Raw genomic sequence first — 17,491 nt, 5'->3', positions numbered from 1 at the left:
GGCCCGCCGTCCGTCACCGTGCGTGAGCATCCGGGGGTATCCGAGGGAAATCCGGGAGTATCCAGTGGGTATCCGGGGGTATCCGTGGGCAAGGACGTCGCCCCTCGTCTCACCGCGACGGCCTGGTCCTGTGAGGTCCCGCACCGAGAACGAAACCGGAGCGCGGCGATCCACCTCCGGATTCCTTGACCGCTGACGGTTCGCAATCACTTGTTGAACTGTCATGAGCGACGGGCGTACGGTGGGGGTAACGGCACCCGTCCTTCGTACGGCTCCCGACAGGGCGCTGTCTTCAACCGCCGTAGACAGCGGGGCGATATGACTCGACTTTCCGTAAGCATGGACGCGCACCCGCACTTCTCCGTGGTGACCTTGGTCGGCGACCTGGACAAGTCCTCGGCACCGCTGCTCGAGGAGAAAATCGCGGAGTACATGAGGCGCGGTCACGTCTGCCTCGTCGTCGACACGACGGGGGTGGGATTCTGCGACTCCACGGGCATCTGGGTGCTGCTGACGAGCCTGCGACGCGCCTACGAGCGGAAAGGCTGGCTGCGCCTCGTCGGCGTGCACGGATTCCTCGGCCGCCTGCTCGATCTGACCAGGCTGCGCGAGGCGTTCCCCATCGACTCCACCGTCGAGGAGTCACTGCGCGAGATCTCCGACAGTCACGTCCCGGTCCCGCGCTGACCCTCGCCGTCTCCGGTGAGCGCGGTCAGACCCGCGGTAGCGCACGACGTCACCGAGGGAGAACGCCGAGAGAAGATCGCGCGAGGTGGCACCCGTTCTTCGAGGGGGCCACCGGTTCCGGTGGCCCCCTCGAAGAACGGGGAACGGTCAGTCTCGGGAAACCAGGCGGACGAACTCCTCGAACGAGAGCCGGCCGTCGCCGTCGGAGTCGCCGTTCTGGTTCAGCGATCCGATGGCCTCGGCGGGCAGGGCGGGAAAGTGCTCACCGAACTCCCGCTCCGTGATGAATCCGTCGCCATCGATGTCGATGGCCGCGAACGCCTCCCTGAGCTCCGCCAGCCGCTCCCCGTGGGGTTCTGTCGACATGGTGACCCGCCTTTCTCAACGACCCGCACTTCGATCAGCAGACAACTTACGGGAGGCGTCTCCCGTGCAGCCATGCGACCCTATATAACACCTTTTATCACTGAAAATCCTTTTCCAACTCGTCCCCGACCGCGGCCCCGCCCTAGACTTCGAACATGATTCGCCCCGCAACGCCGGACGACGTCCCGGCGATCATCGACATGATCCGTGGACTCGCGGAGTACGAGAAGGCGCTGGACAAGGTCGAGAACACCCCCGACATGCTCCACGAGACGCTCTTCTGCCCCTCCCCCAGCGTGTTCTGCCACATCGCCGTCGACGGGGAGAGGATCGCGGGGTTCGCGATCTGGTTCGTCTCCTACTCCACCTGGCTCGGCACCCACGGGATCTATCTCGAAGACCTCTTCGTCCATCCGGCCCACCGGGGCGGCGGGCACGGCAGGAGGCTGCTCGCCGAACTGGCGGGCATCTGCGTGGAGCGCGGCTACGGCCGCTTCGAATGGTCGGTGCTCGACTGGAACACCCCGGCCATCGACTTCTACCGGGCGATCGGCGCGGAACCGCTCGACGAGTGGGACAGGTACCGCCTCACGGGGCCCGCACTGGAGAAGGTCGCGGCGGGAAGAACGCGGTAGCCCCACAGGAAAGGCGCGGTGGCCCCGCGGGGAAAGGCGTCTCGCCCAGAGCCCGTCCCTTCACCGAAGACCGGCCGGAAATCCTCCGGCCGGTCTTTCGTTTTTCCCCATCGTTTTCTCCTACACCTCGAAGATCCGCAAGTCCTTCGCTCTCCACCTGGTGCGACCCTTCCCACGCAGACTCACCACAGGGCACCCCAACCGTGAACCTTTCATTGGGTGAAATCACCCCGTAACCCCCTGAACTGGTACAACAAGCCGCTACCTCACGGTGAAAGAAGCACTCCGTTTACACCCCCGCAACCTGCGACCTAGAGTCCGTCTCGCGTGAGCGCCTCACCGCCATTGATCAATGTCTCGTCACCCCCTCGAAAGGGATGGTAATTCTGTGAGTAAATGGCGAAGTATGGCTGTCGCCGGTGTGGTCACTTTCATGACCGCGCTGCTCGCCGTCGTTCTCGTTCCCCTGCCGGCCTCCGCGCACGGCGCGATGATGGTGCCCGGCAGCCGGACGTATTTCTGCTGGCAGGACGGCCTCTCCCCGCAGGGGAACATCGTGCCGATCAACTCGGCGTGTTCGGCGGCGGTTGCCCAGAGCGGGGCGAACTCGCTGTACAACTGGTTCAGCCTGCTGCGGTCCGACGGAGCCGGGCGAACCCGCGGGTTCATCCCCGACGGCCAGGCGTGCAGCGGCGGCAACCCCGGCTACAGCGGGTACGACCTGCCGAGTGCCAACTGGCCGGTGACGCACCTGACCGCGGGCGCGAACATCCAGTTCAAGTACAACAAGTGGGCCGCCCACCCCGGCTGGTTCTACCTCTACATCACCAAGGACGGCTGGAACCCCAACCGGGCCCTGACCTGGGATGACCTGGAGTCGGAACCCTTCCACACGGCCGACCACCCGCAGAGCGTCGGAAACCCGGGGACCAACGACGCCAACTACTACTGGAACGCCAGGCTCCCCTCCGGCAAGTCGGGCCGCCACATCATCTACTCGGTGTGGAAGCGCTCCGACAGCGCCGAGACGTTCTACAACTGCTCCGACGTCGTCTTCGACGGCGGCAACGGCCAGGTGACCGGAGTCGGCCGTACGGGCAACAACCCGGACCCGACCCCGACCCCGACGCCGACCGTGAGCCCGACCCCGAACCCGACGCCGACGCCGAACCCCGGCACCGGAGCGTGCACCGCCACCTACAAGACCGTCAGCTCCTGGTCGGGCGGTTACCAGGGCGAGGTGACCGTGCGCAACTCGGGATCGGCCACCATCAACGGCTGGACGGCGACGTGGACACTCGGCAGCGGTAGCGCCATCAACAGTCTGTGGAGTGCCACGCACACCACGTCCGGATCCACCGTCACGGCCAAGAACGTCGACTGGAACCGCACGATAGCCCCCGGCGCCTCGACCACCTTCGGGTTCACCGGATCGGGCACCAGCGGCTCTCCGAGCGTCACCTGCTCCAGCCCCTGATGTAACGCGGTCCCCGCCGGTGCCACCGGCGGGGACCGACCCGTCTCCCCCCCACCCCGTTCGTCCCCACAGACCGACAGACCGACGGATGAGCGGACCGGCAGACCGCCGGGCCGCCACAACCGCACCGGATCACCGCCCCTCCCCACGGCCGCCGCGCCCTCGTAAAAAGGGCGGAAGGGAGTCCCGTGCCGTTCACCACGAAGATCGCGCCACTGCTGGGCCTCGTCTCGCTCGGAGCGGCGGTGGCCCTGGTCGCGGGCGCCTGCGCCGGCCGGACCCAGGAGAGCGGGCACACCGCGGCGCACCCGATCTCCCAGCACGTCACCCAGGTGTCCCCGTCCGTCCAGGGGAACCCCCCGGCGGCCCCGTCCGATGACGGCAACCCTCCGGTGTCGTCGTCCTCCGCGCCCCTCCACGAGGACATGGACACCCCTGCCCCGGACACCAAGAGGTGTCAGGCGACGGTCACCCTGGTGGAGTCGTGGCCCGGCGGCTACCGAGGCGCCGCGACGATCACCAACACCACCGACAAGCCGATACGCGACTGGTACATCCAGTGGATGCAACCGCGCGAGGCGACCTTCACCCAGTCGTGGAACGGCACCCACATGCAGAGCGGCCCCGTCGCGATGCTGCACGCCCCCACCGAGAAGCCGTCGCTGGCGCCGGGGGCGACCGCCACCGACATCGGCTTCGTGGGGTCCGCCACCACGCCCCCGACCTTCACCGAGATCACCTGCGGCTGACGCGGCCCGGCCTGTGCACGGTGGCCCGCGCCCCGATGAGCGGTGCCGCGCGTCCTGGCGAGGCGGGGACGCGAGTCCCGGCCAACGGAAAACAGCACGGCCCCGGCCAAGGCCGGGGCCGGAATCGGTTCTGGGGTCAGCTCCTGCCGTAGCGCCGCTGGAAGCGCTCGACGCGCCCCGCCGTGTCGACGACCCGGCCGCGCCCGGTGTAGAAGGGGTGACTCGCCGAGGAGACGTCGACGTCGACCAGCGGGTAAACGGCGCCGTCCTCCCACTCGACGGTCTTACGGCTGCTGACGGTCGAACGGGTCAGGAAGGCGACACCCGCACTCGGATCGCGGAAGACGACCGGGCGGTAGTCGGGGTGGATGCCCTTCTTCATGGCTATCTGTCCTCTCGGAACGGGACGTGCTGGCGGACGATCGGGTCGTACTTGACGAGGGTGAGCCGGTCGGGGTCGTTACGCCGACTCTTGCGGGTCACGTAGGTGAAACCGGTGCCCGCCGTGGACCTCAGCCTGATCACCGGTCGCATCTCGTTCTTGGCCACGTCTGCTCCTCTCGGAGGGCGGATTACCGACGCCGACGATAACGGTTTTCATTAGCCAGGCATTCCCGCCCCGCGCTCACCCGGGTTCGGGCGGACGCGAGACGTCGGCCGCGTGGGCTTCACCCCCCGATAACCTCCCGTCCATCCGCCCACTGTTGCCTGTGATCCATGCCCTGGCCGGAAAGTGAGATCGTCGGATCGGACGTCAGCCCTCCCGTCGTCGTGTACGGCAAGGTCACCAGGAATCCCGACGGGGAACTCGCCCACGAGGGCAACCGGGTTCCCGACATCGTCGCCCTGGACCACCGGCGGCTGGTGGTCGCCTGGCGGGCCGGTGTCAGGGACGCGCGGGACCCGGCGCCGACCGATCAGGGCTCCATCATGTACGCCCGTTCCGAGGACGGCGGCCTGACCTGGACGGTGGGAATGCTCGCCGCCGCCACCGCCACGACCCGCTACCACTATGTGATCTTCCTCAACGACGCGGGCACGCTGTACGCGTTGCTCGGCCTGATCTCCGTCGAACGTGACCGTGACCGGGAGGGCGACGTCGACGGCTTCCCCACCTCGCTCGTCGTCAGGAGGAGCGCCGACGGCGGCCGCACCTGGACCGCCTTCCCCGTCACCGTCGACGTGCCGGACAACGGCAGGGGCGTGGTCGTGGCGGGCAAACCGCTGCGGCACGGCGGCGTGTGGCTGGTTCCCTACTGGCGGCACTCGGACGGTACGAACAGGGCGGGCGTGCTGCGCTCGACCGACCTGACGACCTGGACCTCCGGCGGGCTCGCGGAGAACCCGCCGGGGGTGGCGATCGAGGAGCCGCAGATCGCACCCTCCCAGGACAACCCCGGGACGCTCGTGATGGTGACCCGCTCCCTGGATCTGAGGAGTGGCACCTCGGCGGCGGCGCGCGACGCCCGCTACCGCTCGGGCGCGACCCACAGCGCCACGGCGACCAGCACCGACGGCGGACTGACGTGGTCGCCGCTCAAGCTGGACGCGAACCTTCCCAACTACTACGTCAAGACGTTCTTCACCCGCGACTCCGCGGGGCGCCACCTCGCCGTCTTCAACACACTGGCCGGGCCGTTCACCGGCTCCTCCGCGAGCAAACCCGACCAGTATCGTGAGGTGCTCTACTACAAGGTCAGGCGGCCCGGCGAACCCTGGGAGCCCGCACGGCTCTTCGCCGACGGCCCCCGGCTGACGCGAGGCGCGGCGCGGGGATGGGACGTCTACCCCAGCGCCGACGAGTACGAGCCCGGCCGGTTCTTCGTCGTCTGGGAGCACAACCAGACCAACATCAAGGTCGCCAGGCTCGACATCTCCCGCCCTCTCTCCGACGCGCCCCTCGCCTCGGGCGACTGGAGCGCGGGCACGGGGAACGCGAGGGGGTGGACGCTGAGTGGCGGCGCGCGGACCTCCACCGGCGGGCTCCGGCTCGAAAGCACCGGCACCACGGTGTGCCGGGCGTCCTTCCCGCTCGACGCCTCCAAGGGATGCGACTTCACCCTGGAGTTCCGCGGCCGGGTGGACGACGACAGCGCACTCGACCCTCGTAGCGGCAACGGTGTCTGTCTCGGCGCGAAGGTGGCCAACGGCGCCAGGCGGCTCATGCTGACCGTGCAGCGCAGCGGAGTCTGGACGATGCGCAAGGGGTCCGCCGTCTGGGAGAAGGTCCACTCGCTGGACGCCGCCGGCCGGACGGCGACGTGGCGGGTACGGGTGGACAGCGCGGGGACGGCCCGGCTGTTCAGGGACGGCGTGGACACCGGGGCGACCTGGGTCGTCCAGGACAGCAGGGAGACCCCTCAGCTCACGCACTGGGTGACCGGAACCCCCGGCGGAAACACGGCCGCCGCCACCGTCGAGTGGACTCGGTTGACGCCCACCTTCGAGGTGCTTCCCTGACCGCCGGCCTCCCGGTACGGCCGCGCCGAGAATGCGGTCCTCTTCCCGCTCTCGGGTGATTCGTCCCTCCGGCTCTCCGGACCACCAGGGGGGTGAGGCGGTAACTTGGGACTGCCATCACACGGAAAGAGAGATCGTGACCACGTCTATTCATCAGCGGATCGCCGAAGAGCTGGGTGTGCGCGAGCGACAGGTGAGTGCGGCGGTGGACCTGCTCGACGGCGGGGCCACCGTGCCGTTCATCGCCCGCTACCGCAAGGAAGCCACCGAGATGCTCGACGACACGCAGCTGCGCACGCTGGAGGAGAGGCTGCGTTACCTGCGGGAGCTGGAGGAGCGGCGCACCGCGATCCTGGAGTCGATCGACGCCCAGGGCAAGCTCGACGACGCCCTGCGCGCGCAGATCCTCCTCGCCGACTCCAAGGCCCGCCTGGAGGACATCTACCTCCCGTACAAGCCCAAGCGGCGGACCAAGGCGCAGATCGCGAGGGAGGCGGGACTCGAACCGCTCGCCGACGGCCTGCTCGCGGACCCGTCGGTCGATCCGCGGGCCGCGGCCGAGGCGTTCGTCGGCGAGGGGGTGGCCGACGCCGCCGCCGCGCTGGACGGTGCCCGCGCGATCCTGGTCGAGCGGTTCGGCGAGGACGCCGACCTCGTCGGCGAGCTGCGCGAACGGATGTGGACGAAGGGCCGCCTCGTCGCGGCGGTCCGCGAGGGCAAGGAGGAGGAGGGCGCCAAGTTCTCCGACTACTTCGACTTCGCCGAGCCGTTCACCAAGCTGCCCTCGCACCGGATCCTCGCGATGTTCCGCGGTGAGAAGGAGGAGGTCCTCACCCTCACCCTGGAGCCGGAGCAGGAGCCCACCGGCACCTACGAGGGCCGCATCGCGCACCGCTTCGGCATCTCCGACCAGGGAAGGCCCGCCGACGCGTGGCTGGCCGACACGGTCCGCTGGGCGTGGCGCACCCGCATCCTCGTCCACCTCGGCATCGACCTGCGGACGCGCATGTGGCAGGCCGCCGAGGAGGAGGCGGTACGCGTGTTCGCCGCGAACCTGCGCGACCTGCTGCTCGCCGCGCCCGCCGGGAGCCGCGCGACCATGGGACTGGACCCCGGACTGCGCACCGGCGTGAAGGTCGCGGTGGTCGACGCGACGGGCAAGGTGCTGGCCACCGACACCGTCTACCCCCACGAGCCGCGCCGCCAGTGGGACCAGTCGCTGGCCACCCTCGCCACGCTGGCGAAGAAGCACGGTGTGGAGCTCGTCTCGATCGGCAACGGCACCGCCTCGCGCGAGACCGACAAACTCGCGGGCGAGCTGGTCAAGCTGGTCCCCGGCCTGACCAAGGTCGTGGTGTCCGAGGCCGGGGCCTCGGTCTACTCCGCCTCCGCGTTCGCCTCCCAGGAGCTGCCCGGCATGGACGTGTCGCTGCGCGGCGCCGTCTCGATCGCCAGGCGGCTGCAGGACCCCCTCGCCGAGCTGGTGAAGATCGACCCCAAGTCGATCGGCGTCGGCCAGTACCAGCACGACCTCGCCGAGACCAAGCTCTCCCGCTCTCTCGACGCCGTGGTGGAAGACTGTGTGAACGCGGTCGGCGTCGACGTCAACACCGCCTCCGCGCCGCTGCTCACCCGGGTCTCCGGCATCGGCTCCGGGCTCGCGGAGAACATCGTCCAGCACCGCGACGCCAACGGCCCCTTCCGTTCCCGCAAGGCGTTGAAGGAGGTGCCGAGGCTCGGTCCGAAGGCCTTCGAGCAGTGCGCGGGCTTCCTGCGCATCCGCGACGGCGACGACCCGCTCGACACCTCCAGCGTGCACCCGGAGGCGTACCCGGTGGTGCGGCGCATCCTGAAGAGCACCGGCGGCGACCTCGCGTCCCTGATCGGCAACGGTACGGCGCTGCGTGCCCTGCGCCCGCAGGAGTTCGTGGACGACACCTTCGGCCTGCCGACCGTCACCGACATCCTCGCCGAACTGGAGAAGCCGGGTCGCGACCCGCGTCCGGCCTTCAAGACCGCGACCTTCAAGGAGGGCGTGGAGAAGCTCTCCGACCTCAAGCCCGGCATGCTGCTGGAGGGTGTGGTCACCAACGTCGCCGCCTTCGGCGCGTTCGTCGACGTCGGTGTGCACCAGGACGGCCTGGTCCACGTGTCGGCGCTGTCGCACAGCTTCGTCAAGGACCCGCGCGAGGTGGTCAAGCCCGGCGACATCGTCCGGGTGAAGGTGCTCGACGTCGACATCCCGCGCAAGCGCATCTCGCTCACCCTCCGACTGGAGGACGAGGTCAAGCCCGCAGGGCCCCGGGGGCCGCGTGACCAGCGTGACCAGCAGGGTGGCGGCGGGCAGCGCCAGGGTGACGGCGGCGGCAGGCGCGGGGGCGGCCAGGGACGCGGCGGACAGGGGCGCGATCAGGGACGCGGCGACCGGCAGCGCAACGCGCCGAGCGGCGCGATGGCCGACGCCCTGCGTCGCGCGGGACTCGACGGCTCAGGCGGCAAACGCTAGACGTCCGCACCCGCGCACCCGCGGGGCACATCGCCGGGGACCGGCACGCGACGCCGTGTCCCCGGCGCGAGACCGACGACCGGCGACGGCGACTCCGTTCACGGACGGCGGCCTCTCACCGGCACGGGCCCGGCTCACGGACGGCTGCCCCTCACCGGCACGGCCCCGTTCATGGACGGCTGCTCCTCACCACCCCGGCTCCGTTCGCGGACGGCTGCCTCTCACCGGCACGGGCCCGGCTCACGGACGGCTGCCCCGCGGGGGCGCGACCCCGGGTGTCCGTGAGCGCACCGGAGGAGTACGCACGCCGCCCTGTCCCGTCCAGAGCGTCGCCGCATCGGGTCTCTCGCACCCCTCCGGCAGCGGCCCGAGATTTCCTGACAGCGCATCCTGACAACGCCGAGCTCTGGACCGTTCCTCCCAGGGCTTCTACCGTAAACAAACTTTCCATTTTTTACGGGAGCTCACATCGGTCCGCACGAACATGAGACCGGTGCTGTGATGCTTTTTTTACTGCTTGTATTGACCAAGGAACGAAGTCTGTCCTAAGGTCCGGGCAAGCGAAAGCCTGCCGTGAAGGGACCCCCATGACTCGCTTTCCTGACGCCGTGTGGCGGTGGGCGCGGTGGCCGCGCCCCGCTCCACCACCCTGACGACACCCCCTCACGAGCGGGAGGCACACCGACCGTCTCCCGCCTGTGAGGGCTCCCGTTCTCCCTGCCGTATCCGTCGCGGCAGGGCCCAGGACGCGCCGAGCAGCGCGTGCCGCCGCATGGCGATCCGTTCCGGGGACGCCGTACGGCCGCCCGCGAAAGGCACGCTCTCCGCGTCCGGCACCGCCCGCATGCCCCCCGCTCGTCCGGGTCGTGACGTCACGCGCACGTCACGTCCCCGCCCGGGCGTGACGTCACCCGCACGTCGCCTCCCAAGACGGAAGGAAATCCGCGCATGGACACAGGACAGCCGCCTCCCCGGCGCCGTCGCATGTCGCTCCCGGCCACTCTCGGCGGGATGTTCACCGTCGTCGTTCTCGCCCTCGCCGGCGTGACCACCGCGTCCCCGGCCGCCGCCGCCACCGGGCAGATCACCGGCATCGGCGGCAAGTGCGTCGACGTCGCCGCGGCCGGCACCGCGAACGGCACCCCCATCCAGCTGTACGACTGCAACGGCACCGCGGCACAGCAGTGGACCCGCAACGGCGACGGCACCGTGCGCGCGCTGGGCAAGTGCCTGGACGTCACCGCCGCCGGAACCGCCGACGGCACCCCCGTCCAGCTCTACGACTGCAACGGCACCGCGGCGCAGCAGTGGGCCTACAGCGCCGCGAACGACCTGGTGAACCCGGCCGCCAACAAGTGCCTGGACGCCACCGGCCAGTCCAGCGCGAACGGCACCCGCCTGCAGATCTGGACCTGTGGCGGCACCGCCAACCAGAAGTGGAACGCCCCGAGCGACGGCGGCACCACGCCCCCGCCGGCCGGCAAGATGGCCGGAGCCCCCTACCTCTACATGGGCTGGGGCAACCCGCCCAACCCGGCGACGATCATGAGCACCACCGGGGTGAAGTCCTTCACCATGGCGTTCATCCTGTCCGGCGGCGGCTGCACTCCGCGCTGGGACGGCTCGAGGCCGCTGACCGGCGGCGCCGACCAGGCGGCGATCAACCAGATCAAGGCCGCGGGCGGCAGCGTCCAGGTCTCCTTCGGCGGATGGTCGGGCAACAAGCTCGGCCCGAACTGCGCCACCCCGGCGGCCTACGCCGGAGCGGTGCAGCAGGTGATCAACGCCGTCGGCCCCGCGGTCGTCGACTTCGACATCGAGAACACCGACGAGTTCGAGAACTACACCGTCCAGGACCGCATCCTCAACGGCCTGAAGATCGTCAAGCAGAACAACCCGAACGTCAAGATCGCCGTCACCTTCGGCACCGGGGTGAACGGCCCCACCTCGGCCGGTGTCCGCCTGATCAACCAGGCCAAGGCGCTCGCCGTACCGATCGACAACTACACGATCATGCCGTTCAACTTCGGCGCCTCGAACATCTACACCGCCACCGTCAGTTCCTCGGAGGGGTTGAAGAACGCGCTCAAGGCCGCCAACGGCTGGACCGACGCGCAGGCGTACGCCCGCATGGGCATCTCCGGCATGAACGGCCTGTCCGACCAGGGTGAGCTGACCACCACCCAGGCCTGGACCCAGATCCGCGACTGGGCCAGGTCCAAGGGCCTGACCCGCTTCGCCTACTGGGCGGTCAACCGCGACCGCCCCTGCCCCGGCGGCAACGCCTCCTCCGAGTGCAGCGGCATCTCCCAGCCCAACTGGGAGTTCACCCGTATCACGGCCGGCTTCTAGACCGTGACCTCCCTCCAGCGGACACCGGTTAGAAAGGAACAGCCGATGATCGTCACCAGCCCGGCACCCCCCACCGGCCCTCGCCCCGCGCGGACGCGGTTCGCGCGGATCGGCGGCCTCCTCGCCGCGACACTCCTCGCCCTCGGCTCCGCCACACTCGTCCCCTCCCAGGCCGGGGCCCAGGCCACCGCCGCCCAGACCGCCACCCGGCAGGCCCTCGCCGCCCCGGCCCCCGGCCCCCTCGTATGGTCGGACGAGTTCAACGCGGCCTCCGGCACCGGCCCCGACAACGCCAAATGGCGCCGGGACGTCGGCGGCGGAGGCTGGGGCAACAACGAGCGGCAGTACTACACGTCCGGCAACGAGAACATCGCCCACGACGGCGCGGGCAACCTGGTCATCACCGCCCGCAAGGGCAACCCCGCCGGACACGGCTGCTGGTACGGCTCGTGCGAGTACACCTCGGGCAAGCTGACCACCGCCGCGACCTTCACCCGCGCCTACGGCCGTTTCGAGGCGCGGATGAAGCTCCCCAGGGGCAAGGGCATGTGGCCCGCGTTCTGGATGCTGGGCACCGGAGGGGCCCAGTGGCCCGCCAACGGTGAGATCGACATCATGGAGAACGTCGGCAGCGTCCCCGGGCAGGTGCTCGGCAGCCTCCACGGTCCCGGCTACTCGGGGGGCAACCCGCTGAGCGGCAGCTACAACCTCCCCGCGGGCCAGGCCTTCGCCGACGCCTTCCACACCTTCACCGTCGACTGGGAGCCCGGCGCGGTGACCTGGTACGTCGACGGCGTCCAGTACTCCAGGAAGACCCCCGCCGACACGCGGGGCAACCCCTGGGTCTACGACCACCCGTTCTTCATGATCCTCAACCTCGCCGTCGGCGGGAACTGGCCGGGCTCGCCCGACGCCTCGACCACCTTCCCCCAGCAGCTCACCATCGACTACGTCCGCGTCTACGCCCCGCCCACCGGCGGTGGCCGTACGGGACAGATCACCGGCATCGGCGGCAAGTGCGTCGACGTCGCCGCGGCCAACACCGCGAACGGCACCCCCATCCAGCTCTACGACTGCAACGGCACCGGCGCACAGCAGTGGACCATGGGCACCGACGGCACCGTGCGCGCGCTGGGCAAGTGCCTGGACGTCACCGCCGCCGGAACCGCCGACGGCACGCCCATCCAGCTGTACGACTGCAACGGCACCGCGGCACAGCGGTGGACCTACAGCGGGGCCCGGGATCTCGTGAACCCGGCCGCCAACAAGTGTCTGGACGCCACCGGCCAGTCCAGCGCGAACGGCACCCGCCTGCAGATCTGGACCTGTGGCGGCACCGCCAACCAGAAGTGGAACGTCCCGTCCTGACCCGCTCCGGCGCGGACCGGAACCGTCCCCCTCGGTTCCGGCCCGCGCCGGGCCTGTCCCGCTGTCACCGGCCGCCCGCGACGGGTCCTCCCCGTCCTCCCGATCCGCTGGAGACGCCTCGGGAGGCATGCTCGGTACCGACATTCCCGGGTGGGAAAAGCTCCCCGGATACGCCAGGGCGGCCCGGCGCCTCGCGGCACCATGACAAGATCTCGTCGACGTGGTGAACGCCTGCCCGACGGGAGATCAGAGCAGGCGCCTGATGTCGCCGTACGCGCGGTAGAAACCACCCCGCTCGGAGAAGCGGACGCCCTCCACGAGGTAGCGGGCCCCTGCCTCTCTGACCTCCTTGGGGAACTGCACGTTCCGCCGCACGTCGTAGCCCTCGCTGACGACCCGCACCCGGAGCCGCTCGCCCTCGCGGAAGCATTCGAGCACCACGCCGTCGCCGGTGTCCGGAACGGCGTCGAACACCACGGTCTCCAGCACGGCGGTGGGCTCCACCACCGCCAGCCCGGCGGACGCCTTGACGTCGACCGCCTCGGGGAGGGTGCCGTCCTGGGCCGCCCTGATCGCCTCCTCGGTCGCGTCGATGCAGGCCAGGGTGCCGTCGGTGGTGACGATGTAGAGGCGGTCGTCGAGATACTGCATGGAGAAGGCGGAACCGCAGCCGGTGGCCAGCTTCCACAGGCGCTCGCCGCTCTGGTCGAAGCAGTAGATCGAGGAGTGGTTGTCTCCGGCGAAGACGTACCGGCCGCCGGGGGCGGTGGCGCAGGAGAAGACGGTGGCGTCGCAGCGGTAGACCGCCTGGGAGGCGCCGTCGGACTTGCGCAGGCGGTGCACGGTGGAGCGCGAGGTTCCCGCGTAGACCGAGTCGGCCTCCTGCCAGCCGAAGAGCACCGCGCCGGTGAGGGGCGTCTCCCAGACCGGCGCTCCGTCGGCGGCGTCGTAGCGGGCCACCCCGGTGGAGTGGCCGTGGTAGACGGCCTCGTCGTCGCAGCGGACCATCCAGGCCGAGTCGCCCCTGCCCTTGCGTGCCCACTGGAACTCGTCCTCGTGGTCGATGGTGGTGATCCGCCCTGCCCGGTCGGAGACGCCGAGCACGCCGTCGTGGATGTCCAGCCAGTAGATGTCGACGTCCTCGGCGATCTCGTACGCGACCCTGGGAACCTTGCCGCCGAGGTCGTAGACCTTGCCGTCGTCGGCGCCCGCGTAGATCCAGAAGTCGTCGCCGACGATGCACTTGACCCCGTCCGGCAGCTTGAAGCGGCCGGTGACGGTGCCGCCGTGGGTGACGGTGTAGACGTCGCCGCGCTGGTTGCCGACCCAGCAGCGCTCGGAGTCGACGAAGATGCCGAACGCCGCCGCGCCGCTGGCGAAGCGCCACAGCACCGGCGCCTGGGTGGCGGTGGAGCGGGTGCTCTCCACGCTGCGCCGGGTGACCGCGCGGCGTTGGCGCACCCCCCGGACCGCGGGGGCGTATCCTCTGCGGACCTTCTCGTTGATCTTCTTCGCGGCGGCCGCCTCCGCCTTCGCCTCATTGGCGAACGCCGACGCCTTGGACTGGCCGGACTCGCCGATGCGGCCGTATCTGATCGTCACCTCGGTCCCGTCGACCACGACCTCGTAGAACTTGTGCGAGCTTCCGCCGTCCTCGGACAGTTCCAGGTAAGTGCTCCGCGCGGCCATGCTCCACCTTCTCGATCGATCGACTTTCCGGGAGCGTAGGGCAGCCGTACGACAAACCGGGAACAAACCGGAAAAGGGGTCAGGCGCGGGCGGCCGCCGGGAGCGGACGGCGGACGCGGCCGCGCCGGGCACCGGCCACCATCCCCAGCATGGCCAGCACCGCCACCTCGAAGCCCACCACCAGCCGCTGGGTCACCCCCGCGGGAATGTCGTCGTTGGTCAGGTCCACGCCGAACACCCGCACCACGTACGGGAGGACCACCAGGACCAGCACCCCCATCGCGGCCAGGCTGAGCAACCGGACCGCGCGGGCGTACGGGCTGGTCGCGTACCGCCTGGCGAGGAGCAGCCCCGCGATCGGCATGGTGAGGAAGGCCACGAACGCCGCGTACCTGTGGATGCCACCCGACATCGAGAGCGGCACGCCGGGCTCGTCAGTGGGGAAGGCTCCGATCAGCAGCATGCACAGGCCCCAGACTCCGACCAGCAGCGCCACCGCACGGTCCTCCCCGCGCCGGGCCAGCACCGCCCCGATGATCGTCGCCGCGGCGGCGAAGAGCGTGAGCGACAGGGGCAGCAACCAGCCGTCCGCCTCGAACGCGTACTCGCTGATCACGGTGTGCACCGGATCGAGGCCGGTGACCACGTGCAGCCCGAGCATCGCGGCGGCCCCGGCGCCGATCGCCGCGTAACCACCGAAGACCATCGCCGATCCCGTGAACGCCTGACTTCCCATGCCTCAACGATGGCGACGAGCAGGATTCCGGAACATCGGAGACAGCCCCCGGCCACCCCTGAACGCTCCCGGATGTCTCTCGGGACGCGGTGGTGCCCGCCCTCCGGGGACACTCGCCGCGTTACGCCCCTGAGCTGCGCGAAGAGCCGAGACGGTAGGGCGGTCCCCCTCAGGGTTCCGCCCCGGGAACGGGCCCCCGCGAGGCGATTCGTCCGCGACGTCGAGTGTCCCGGACGAATTCGACGATCCCATGGTGCGGACGATCCGCCTCGGCGACGTCGCCTTCGACCTCTCCTGAGCCCGCGGCCTCCTCACCAGGACCGCCCGTGTGACGTGGCGTGGGCTCGCGAGGGGACGCGGGCTCAGGAGTCGAAGGGCAGGCCGACGTAGTTCTCCGCGAGCGTGGTCGCGGCGGCCTCCGAGGAGGTGACGTAGTCGAGGTGGGAGGTCTGCAGGCGTCCCCCGTAGGGGTCGTCGGCGTCGAAGGTGTGCAGCAGCGTCGTCATCCACCAGGAGAAGTGCTGGGCACGCCAGACGCGCCTGAGACAGTCGGCGGAGTAGGTGTCCAGCAGCCCGGTGGAGCCCTTCGTGTAGAACTCGTCCAGTGCCCTGGTCAGCAGCCGGACGTCGGCGACGGCCAGGTTGAGTCCCTTCGCCCCGGTGGGCGGCACGATGTGGGCGGCGTCCCCGGCGAGGTAGAGGTTGCCGTGGCGCATCGGCTCGGCGACGAACGAGCGCATCGCCGACAGGTCCCTGGAGATGATCGGCCCCTCGGCGAGCGTGAACCCGGGTACCGTCTCCAGGCGTGCCCGCAGTTCGGCCCAGATCCGCTCGTCCGGCCAGTCGTCGAGCGAGGCGTCCGGCGGCACCTGGAGGTAGAAGCGGCTGATCTCCTCGGAGCGCATGCTGTGCAGCGCGAAACCCCGGTCGTTACGGGAGTAGATCAGTTCCTCGGACGACGGCGGGACCCGCGCGAGGATGCCGAGCCAGGCGAACGGGTAGTCACGCTGGAAGACCGACAGGACGCCCTCGGGGATCGACGTCCGCGAGACCCCGTGGAAGCCGTCGCACCCGGCGATGACGTCGCAGTCGAGACGCTCGCCCCCGAAGGTGAGGTAGGGGTCCTTCTCCAGCGAGTGCAGCGCGACGTCGGGGACGTCGAAGAGGATCTTCCCGCCGTCGGCGAGCCGCCGGGCGATGAGGTCCTTGACGACCTCCTGCTGCCCGTAGACGGTGATGGCCCTGCCGGGGACCAGCTTCTCGAACGCGATGCGATGCCCGGCTCCGCCGTAGCGCAGCTCGATGCCGTGGTGCGGCAGCCCTTCGGCGCGCATCCGGTCGCCGACCCCCGCCTCGTTGAGCACGTCCACCGTGCCCTGCTCCAGCACCCCGGCCCGCACACGCTGCTCGACGTACTGTCTGCTCCGCGCCTCCAGGACCACCGAGTCGATGCCCCGCAGGTGCAGCAGATGGGAGAGGAGCAGCCCGGCGGGTCCCGCGCCGACGATCCCGACCTGAGTTCGCATGCGTCGAGCATCGCGTACCGTCCGCCCGCGCATACCGCCCCCTTCCGCTCAGCGGAAAGCGACGAGGAAAGCTCCTCTCGGCGGGAGGAACGCCGCACTCGGCGGAGGGAGGAGGAACCGGGGAGGCGTGAGGCGAGGACGGACGCTCAGCGGAACGCGGCGACGAGGTCGCGGGAGAGCGCGGCGGCCGCGGTCAGCACGGCCGGTGCCAGCCGTCGCGGATCGGCGGTGTGCCGCCAGGCCACCAGCGACAGCGCCGCCACCACCCGGCCGCCCGCGCCCCGTACCGGCACCGCGACCGAGCAGGTGCCGACCGACATCTCCTCCTGCGTGCAGGCGATCCCGGTCCTGCGGACCTCCTCCAGCTCACCGCGGAGCCGCGCCGGGTCCACCACCGTGTTCGGCGCGTGCGAGGTGAGCCCTCCGGCGAGCACCCGCTCCACCGTCTCCGGATCCGCGAAGGCGAGCAGCACCTTTCCCACTCCGGTCGCGTGCAGCGGCAACTCCCCCGCCACGCGCGAGACGACCGGCACGGAGGTGGGCCCGCGCAGTCGCTCGACGTACAGTGCCCGGTCGTCGCGGAGCACCGCGAGCTGCACGTTCTCGCGGGTGGCGGCGTAGAGGTCCGCCATGTACGGCAGGGCGAGCTCGCGCAGCTCCCTCGGCTCCGCGGCCTGGGCACCGATCCGCCACAGGAGCATCCCGATCCGGTAGGAGCCGTCGGGGAGCCGTTCCACGAACCCGCCCTCCGCCAGCTCCTTGACCAGCCGGTGGCCGGTGGCGGGAGGCAGCTCGGCGCGACGGCAGATCTCGGTGAGTGTCAGCCGCACGTCTCCCGGCAGGAACGCGCCGAGGATGGCCATGACCTTCCCGGTGACCGTGGGCGCCCTCACGTCTCCCACCCTAGATCCTCACCCGCCGCCCCCACGGCGGTGATCGT

General features: G+C 70.2%; 15 protein-coding genes. 8 read left to right on the top strand and 7 right to left on the bottom strand.

Annotated features, from left to right (window positions below; translation table 11 throughout):
- The first annotated feature begins 339 nt into the window (after positions 1-339).
- Complete coding sequence (locus ACFY3D_RS28010; RefSeq protein ID WP_389984549.1) at positions 340-687, top strand: STAS domain-containing protein; 348 nt, start codon at positions 340-342, stop codon at positions 685-687.
- Between the two features lie 147 nt (positions 688-834).
- Here the strand turns inward: ACFY3D_RS28010 and ACFY3D_RS28005 are convergent, their stop codons facing one another.
- Entirely contained in the window at positions 835-1,053 is a 219-nt protein-coding gene (locus ACFY3D_RS28005; RefSeq protein ID WP_362899841.1) for an EF-hand domain-containing protein, read from the bottom strand.
- A 155-nt stretch (positions 1,054-1,208) separates the two neighbouring features.
- Between ACFY3D_RS28005 and ACFY3D_RS28000 the strand changes: the two genes are divergently transcribed.
- The 3 genes from ACFY3D_RS28000 to ACFY3D_RS27990 all read left to right on the top strand — a co-directional run bounded on the left by ACFY3D_RS28000 (position 1,209) and on the right by ACFY3D_RS27990 (position 3,914).
- Entirely contained in the window at positions 1,209-1,688 is a 480-nt protein-coding gene (locus tag ACFY3D_RS28000; RefSeq protein WP_362899839.1) for a GNAT family N-acetyltransferase, read from the top strand.
- Positions 1,689-2,094: 406 nt separating this feature from the next.
- A complete protein-coding gene (locus ACFY3D_RS27995; RefSeq protein ID WP_389984546.1) occupies positions 2,095-3,165 on the top strand; it encodes a lytic polysaccharide monooxygenase in 1,071 nt (356 codons plus the stop codon).
- A gap of 188 nt (positions 3,166-3,353) precedes the next feature.
- On the top strand, positions 3,354-3,914 hold the full coding sequence (locus ACFY3D_RS27990; RefSeq protein ID WP_389984543.1) for a cellulose binding domain-containing protein: 561 nt from the start codon (positions 3,354-3,356) through the stop codon (positions 3,912-3,914).
- Positions 3,915-4,050: 136 nt separating this feature from the next.
- Here the strand turns inward: ACFY3D_RS27990 and ACFY3D_RS27985 are convergent, their stop codons facing one another.
- Both ACFY3D_RS27985 and rpmG read right to left on the bottom strand, forming a co-directional pair.
- Positions 4,051-4,296: a type B 50S ribosomal protein L31 gene (locus ACFY3D_RS27985; protein WP_350945297.1), complete on the bottom strand. Its 246-nt coding sequence runs from the start codon at positions 4,294-4,296 to the stop codon at positions 4,051-4,053.
- Positions 4,297-4,298: 2 nt separating this feature from the next.
- Positions 4,299-4,463: a 50S ribosomal protein L33 gene (gene rpmG / locus ACFY3D_RS27980; RefSeq protein ID WP_350945296.1), complete on the bottom strand. Its 165-nt coding sequence runs from the start codon at positions 4,461-4,463 to the stop codon at positions 4,299-4,301.
- A 168-nt stretch (positions 4,464-4,631) separates the two neighbouring features.
- Here rpmG and ACFY3D_RS27975 point away from each other — a divergent pair, with 168 nt between their 5' ends.
- The 4 genes from ACFY3D_RS27975 to ACFY3D_RS27960 all read left to right on the top strand — a co-directional run bounded on the left by ACFY3D_RS27975 (position 4,632) and on the right by ACFY3D_RS27960 (position 12,600).
- The gene (locus ACFY3D_RS27975; RefSeq protein WP_389984540.1) at positions 4,632-6,374 is read left to right on the top strand and encodes a sialidase family protein; all 1,743 of its coding nucleotides are present in this window, start codon (positions 4,632-4,634) and stop codon (positions 6,372-6,374) included.
- A 136-nt stretch (positions 6,375-6,510) separates the two neighbouring features.
- On the top strand, positions 6,511-8,880 hold the full coding sequence (locus ACFY3D_RS27970) for a Tex family protein (RefSeq protein ID WP_389984537.1): 2,370 nt from the start codon (positions 6,511-6,513) through the stop codon (positions 8,878-8,880).
- A gap of 948 nt (positions 8,881-9,828) precedes the next feature.
- Positions 9,829-11,232: a ricin-type beta-trefoil lectin domain protein gene (locus tag ACFY3D_RS27965; protein WP_389984534.1), complete on the top strand. Its 1,404-nt coding sequence runs from the start codon at positions 9,829-9,831 to the stop codon at positions 11,230-11,232.
- 45 nt (positions 11,233-11,277) lie between these two features.
- On the top strand, positions 11,278-12,600 hold the full coding sequence (locus ACFY3D_RS27960) for an RICIN domain-containing protein (RefSeq protein WP_350945293.1): 1,323 nt from the start codon (positions 11,278-11,280) through the stop codon (positions 12,598-12,600).
- A 246-nt stretch (positions 12,601-12,846) separates the two neighbouring features.
- On the opposite strand, the gene ACFY3D_RS27955 is transcribed toward ACFY3D_RS27960, so the two are convergent.
- The 4 genes from ACFY3D_RS27955 to ACFY3D_RS27940 all read right to left on the bottom strand — a co-directional run bounded on the left by ACFY3D_RS27955 (position 12,847) and on the right by ACFY3D_RS27940 (position 17,444).
- Positions 12,847-14,289: a WGR domain-containing protein gene (locus ACFY3D_RS27955; RefSeq protein ID WP_362899825.1), complete on the bottom strand. Its 1,443-nt coding sequence runs from the start codon at positions 14,287-14,289 to the stop codon at positions 12,847-12,849.
- 79 nt (positions 14,290-14,368) lie between these two features.
- A complete protein-coding gene (locus ACFY3D_RS27950) occupies positions 14,369-15,025 on the bottom strand; it encodes a DUF998 domain-containing protein (protein WP_389984531.1) in 657 nt (218 codons plus the stop codon).
- 362 nt (positions 15,026-15,387) lie between these two features.
- Positions 15,388-16,551: a 4-hydroxybenzoate 3-monooxygenase gene (locus ACFY3D_RS27945; RefSeq protein ID WP_350945290.1), complete on the bottom strand. Its 1,164-nt coding sequence runs from the start codon at positions 16,549-16,551 to the stop codon at positions 15,388-15,390.
- A gap of 146 nt (positions 16,552-16,697) precedes the next feature.
- The gene (locus ACFY3D_RS27940) at positions 16,698-17,444 is read right to left on the bottom strand and encodes an IclR family transcriptional regulator (RefSeq protein ID WP_389984527.1); all 747 of its coding nucleotides are present in this window, start codon (positions 17,442-17,444) and stop codon (positions 16,698-16,700) included.
- Positions 17,445-17,491 lie beyond the last annotated feature (47 nt).

The sequence above is a fragment of the Streptosporangium sp. NPDC000509 genome (assembly GCF_042898365.1).
Taxonomy (GTDB): Bacteria; Actinomycetota; Actinomycetes; order Streptosporangiales; family Streptosporangiaceae; genus Streptosporangium.
This window is presented reverse-complemented; position numbering and strand designations above follow the sequence as displayed.

Excerpts from the sequence above, each read along its gene's own strand:
- ACFY3D_RS28010 (WP_389984549.1), top strand. The coding sequence starts at position 340 with ATGGACGCGCACCCGCACTTCTCCGTGGTGACCTTGGTCGGCGACCTG.
- ACFY3D_RS27965 (WP_389984534.1), top strand. The coding sequence starts at position 9,829 with ATGGACACAGGACAGCCGCCTCCCCGGCGCCGTCGCATGTCGCTCCCG.
- ACFY3D_RS28005 (WP_362899841.1), bottom strand. The coding sequence starts at position 1,053 with ATGTCGACAGAACCCCACGGGGAGCGGCTGGCGGAGCTCAGGGAGGCG.
- ACFY3D_RS27985 (WP_350945297.1), bottom strand. The coding sequence starts at position 4,296 with ATGAAGAAGGGCATCCACCCCGACTACCGCCCGGTCGTCTTCCGCGAT.
- ACFY3D_RS27960 (WP_350945293.1), top strand. The coding sequence starts at position 11,278 with ATGATCGTCACCAGCCCGGCACCCCCCACCGGCCCTCGCCCCGCGCGG.
- ACFY3D_RS27955 (WP_362899825.1), bottom strand. The coding sequence starts at position 14,289 with ATGGCCGCGCGGAGCACTTACCTGGAACTGTCCGAGGACGGCGGAAGC.
- ACFY3D_RS27945 (WP_350945290.1), bottom strand. The coding sequence starts at position 16,551 with ATGCGAACTCAGGTCGGGATCGTCGGCGCGGGACCCGCCGGGCTGCTC.
- ACFY3D_RS27975 (WP_389984540.1), top strand. The coding sequence starts at position 4,632 with ATGCCCTGGCCGGAAAGTGAGATCGTCGGATCGGACGTCAGCCCTCCC.
- ACFY3D_RS27950 (WP_389984531.1), bottom strand. The coding sequence starts at position 15,025 with ATGGGAAGTCAGGCGTTCACGGGATCGGCGATGGTCTTCGGTGGTTAC.
- ACFY3D_RS28000 (WP_362899839.1), top strand. The coding sequence starts at position 1,209 with ATGATTCGCCCCGCAACGCCGGACGACGTCCCGGCGATCATCGACATG.
- ACFY3D_RS27995 (WP_389984546.1), top strand. The coding sequence starts at position 2,095 with ATGGCTGTCGCCGGTGTGGTCACTTTCATGACCGCGCTGCTCGCCGTC.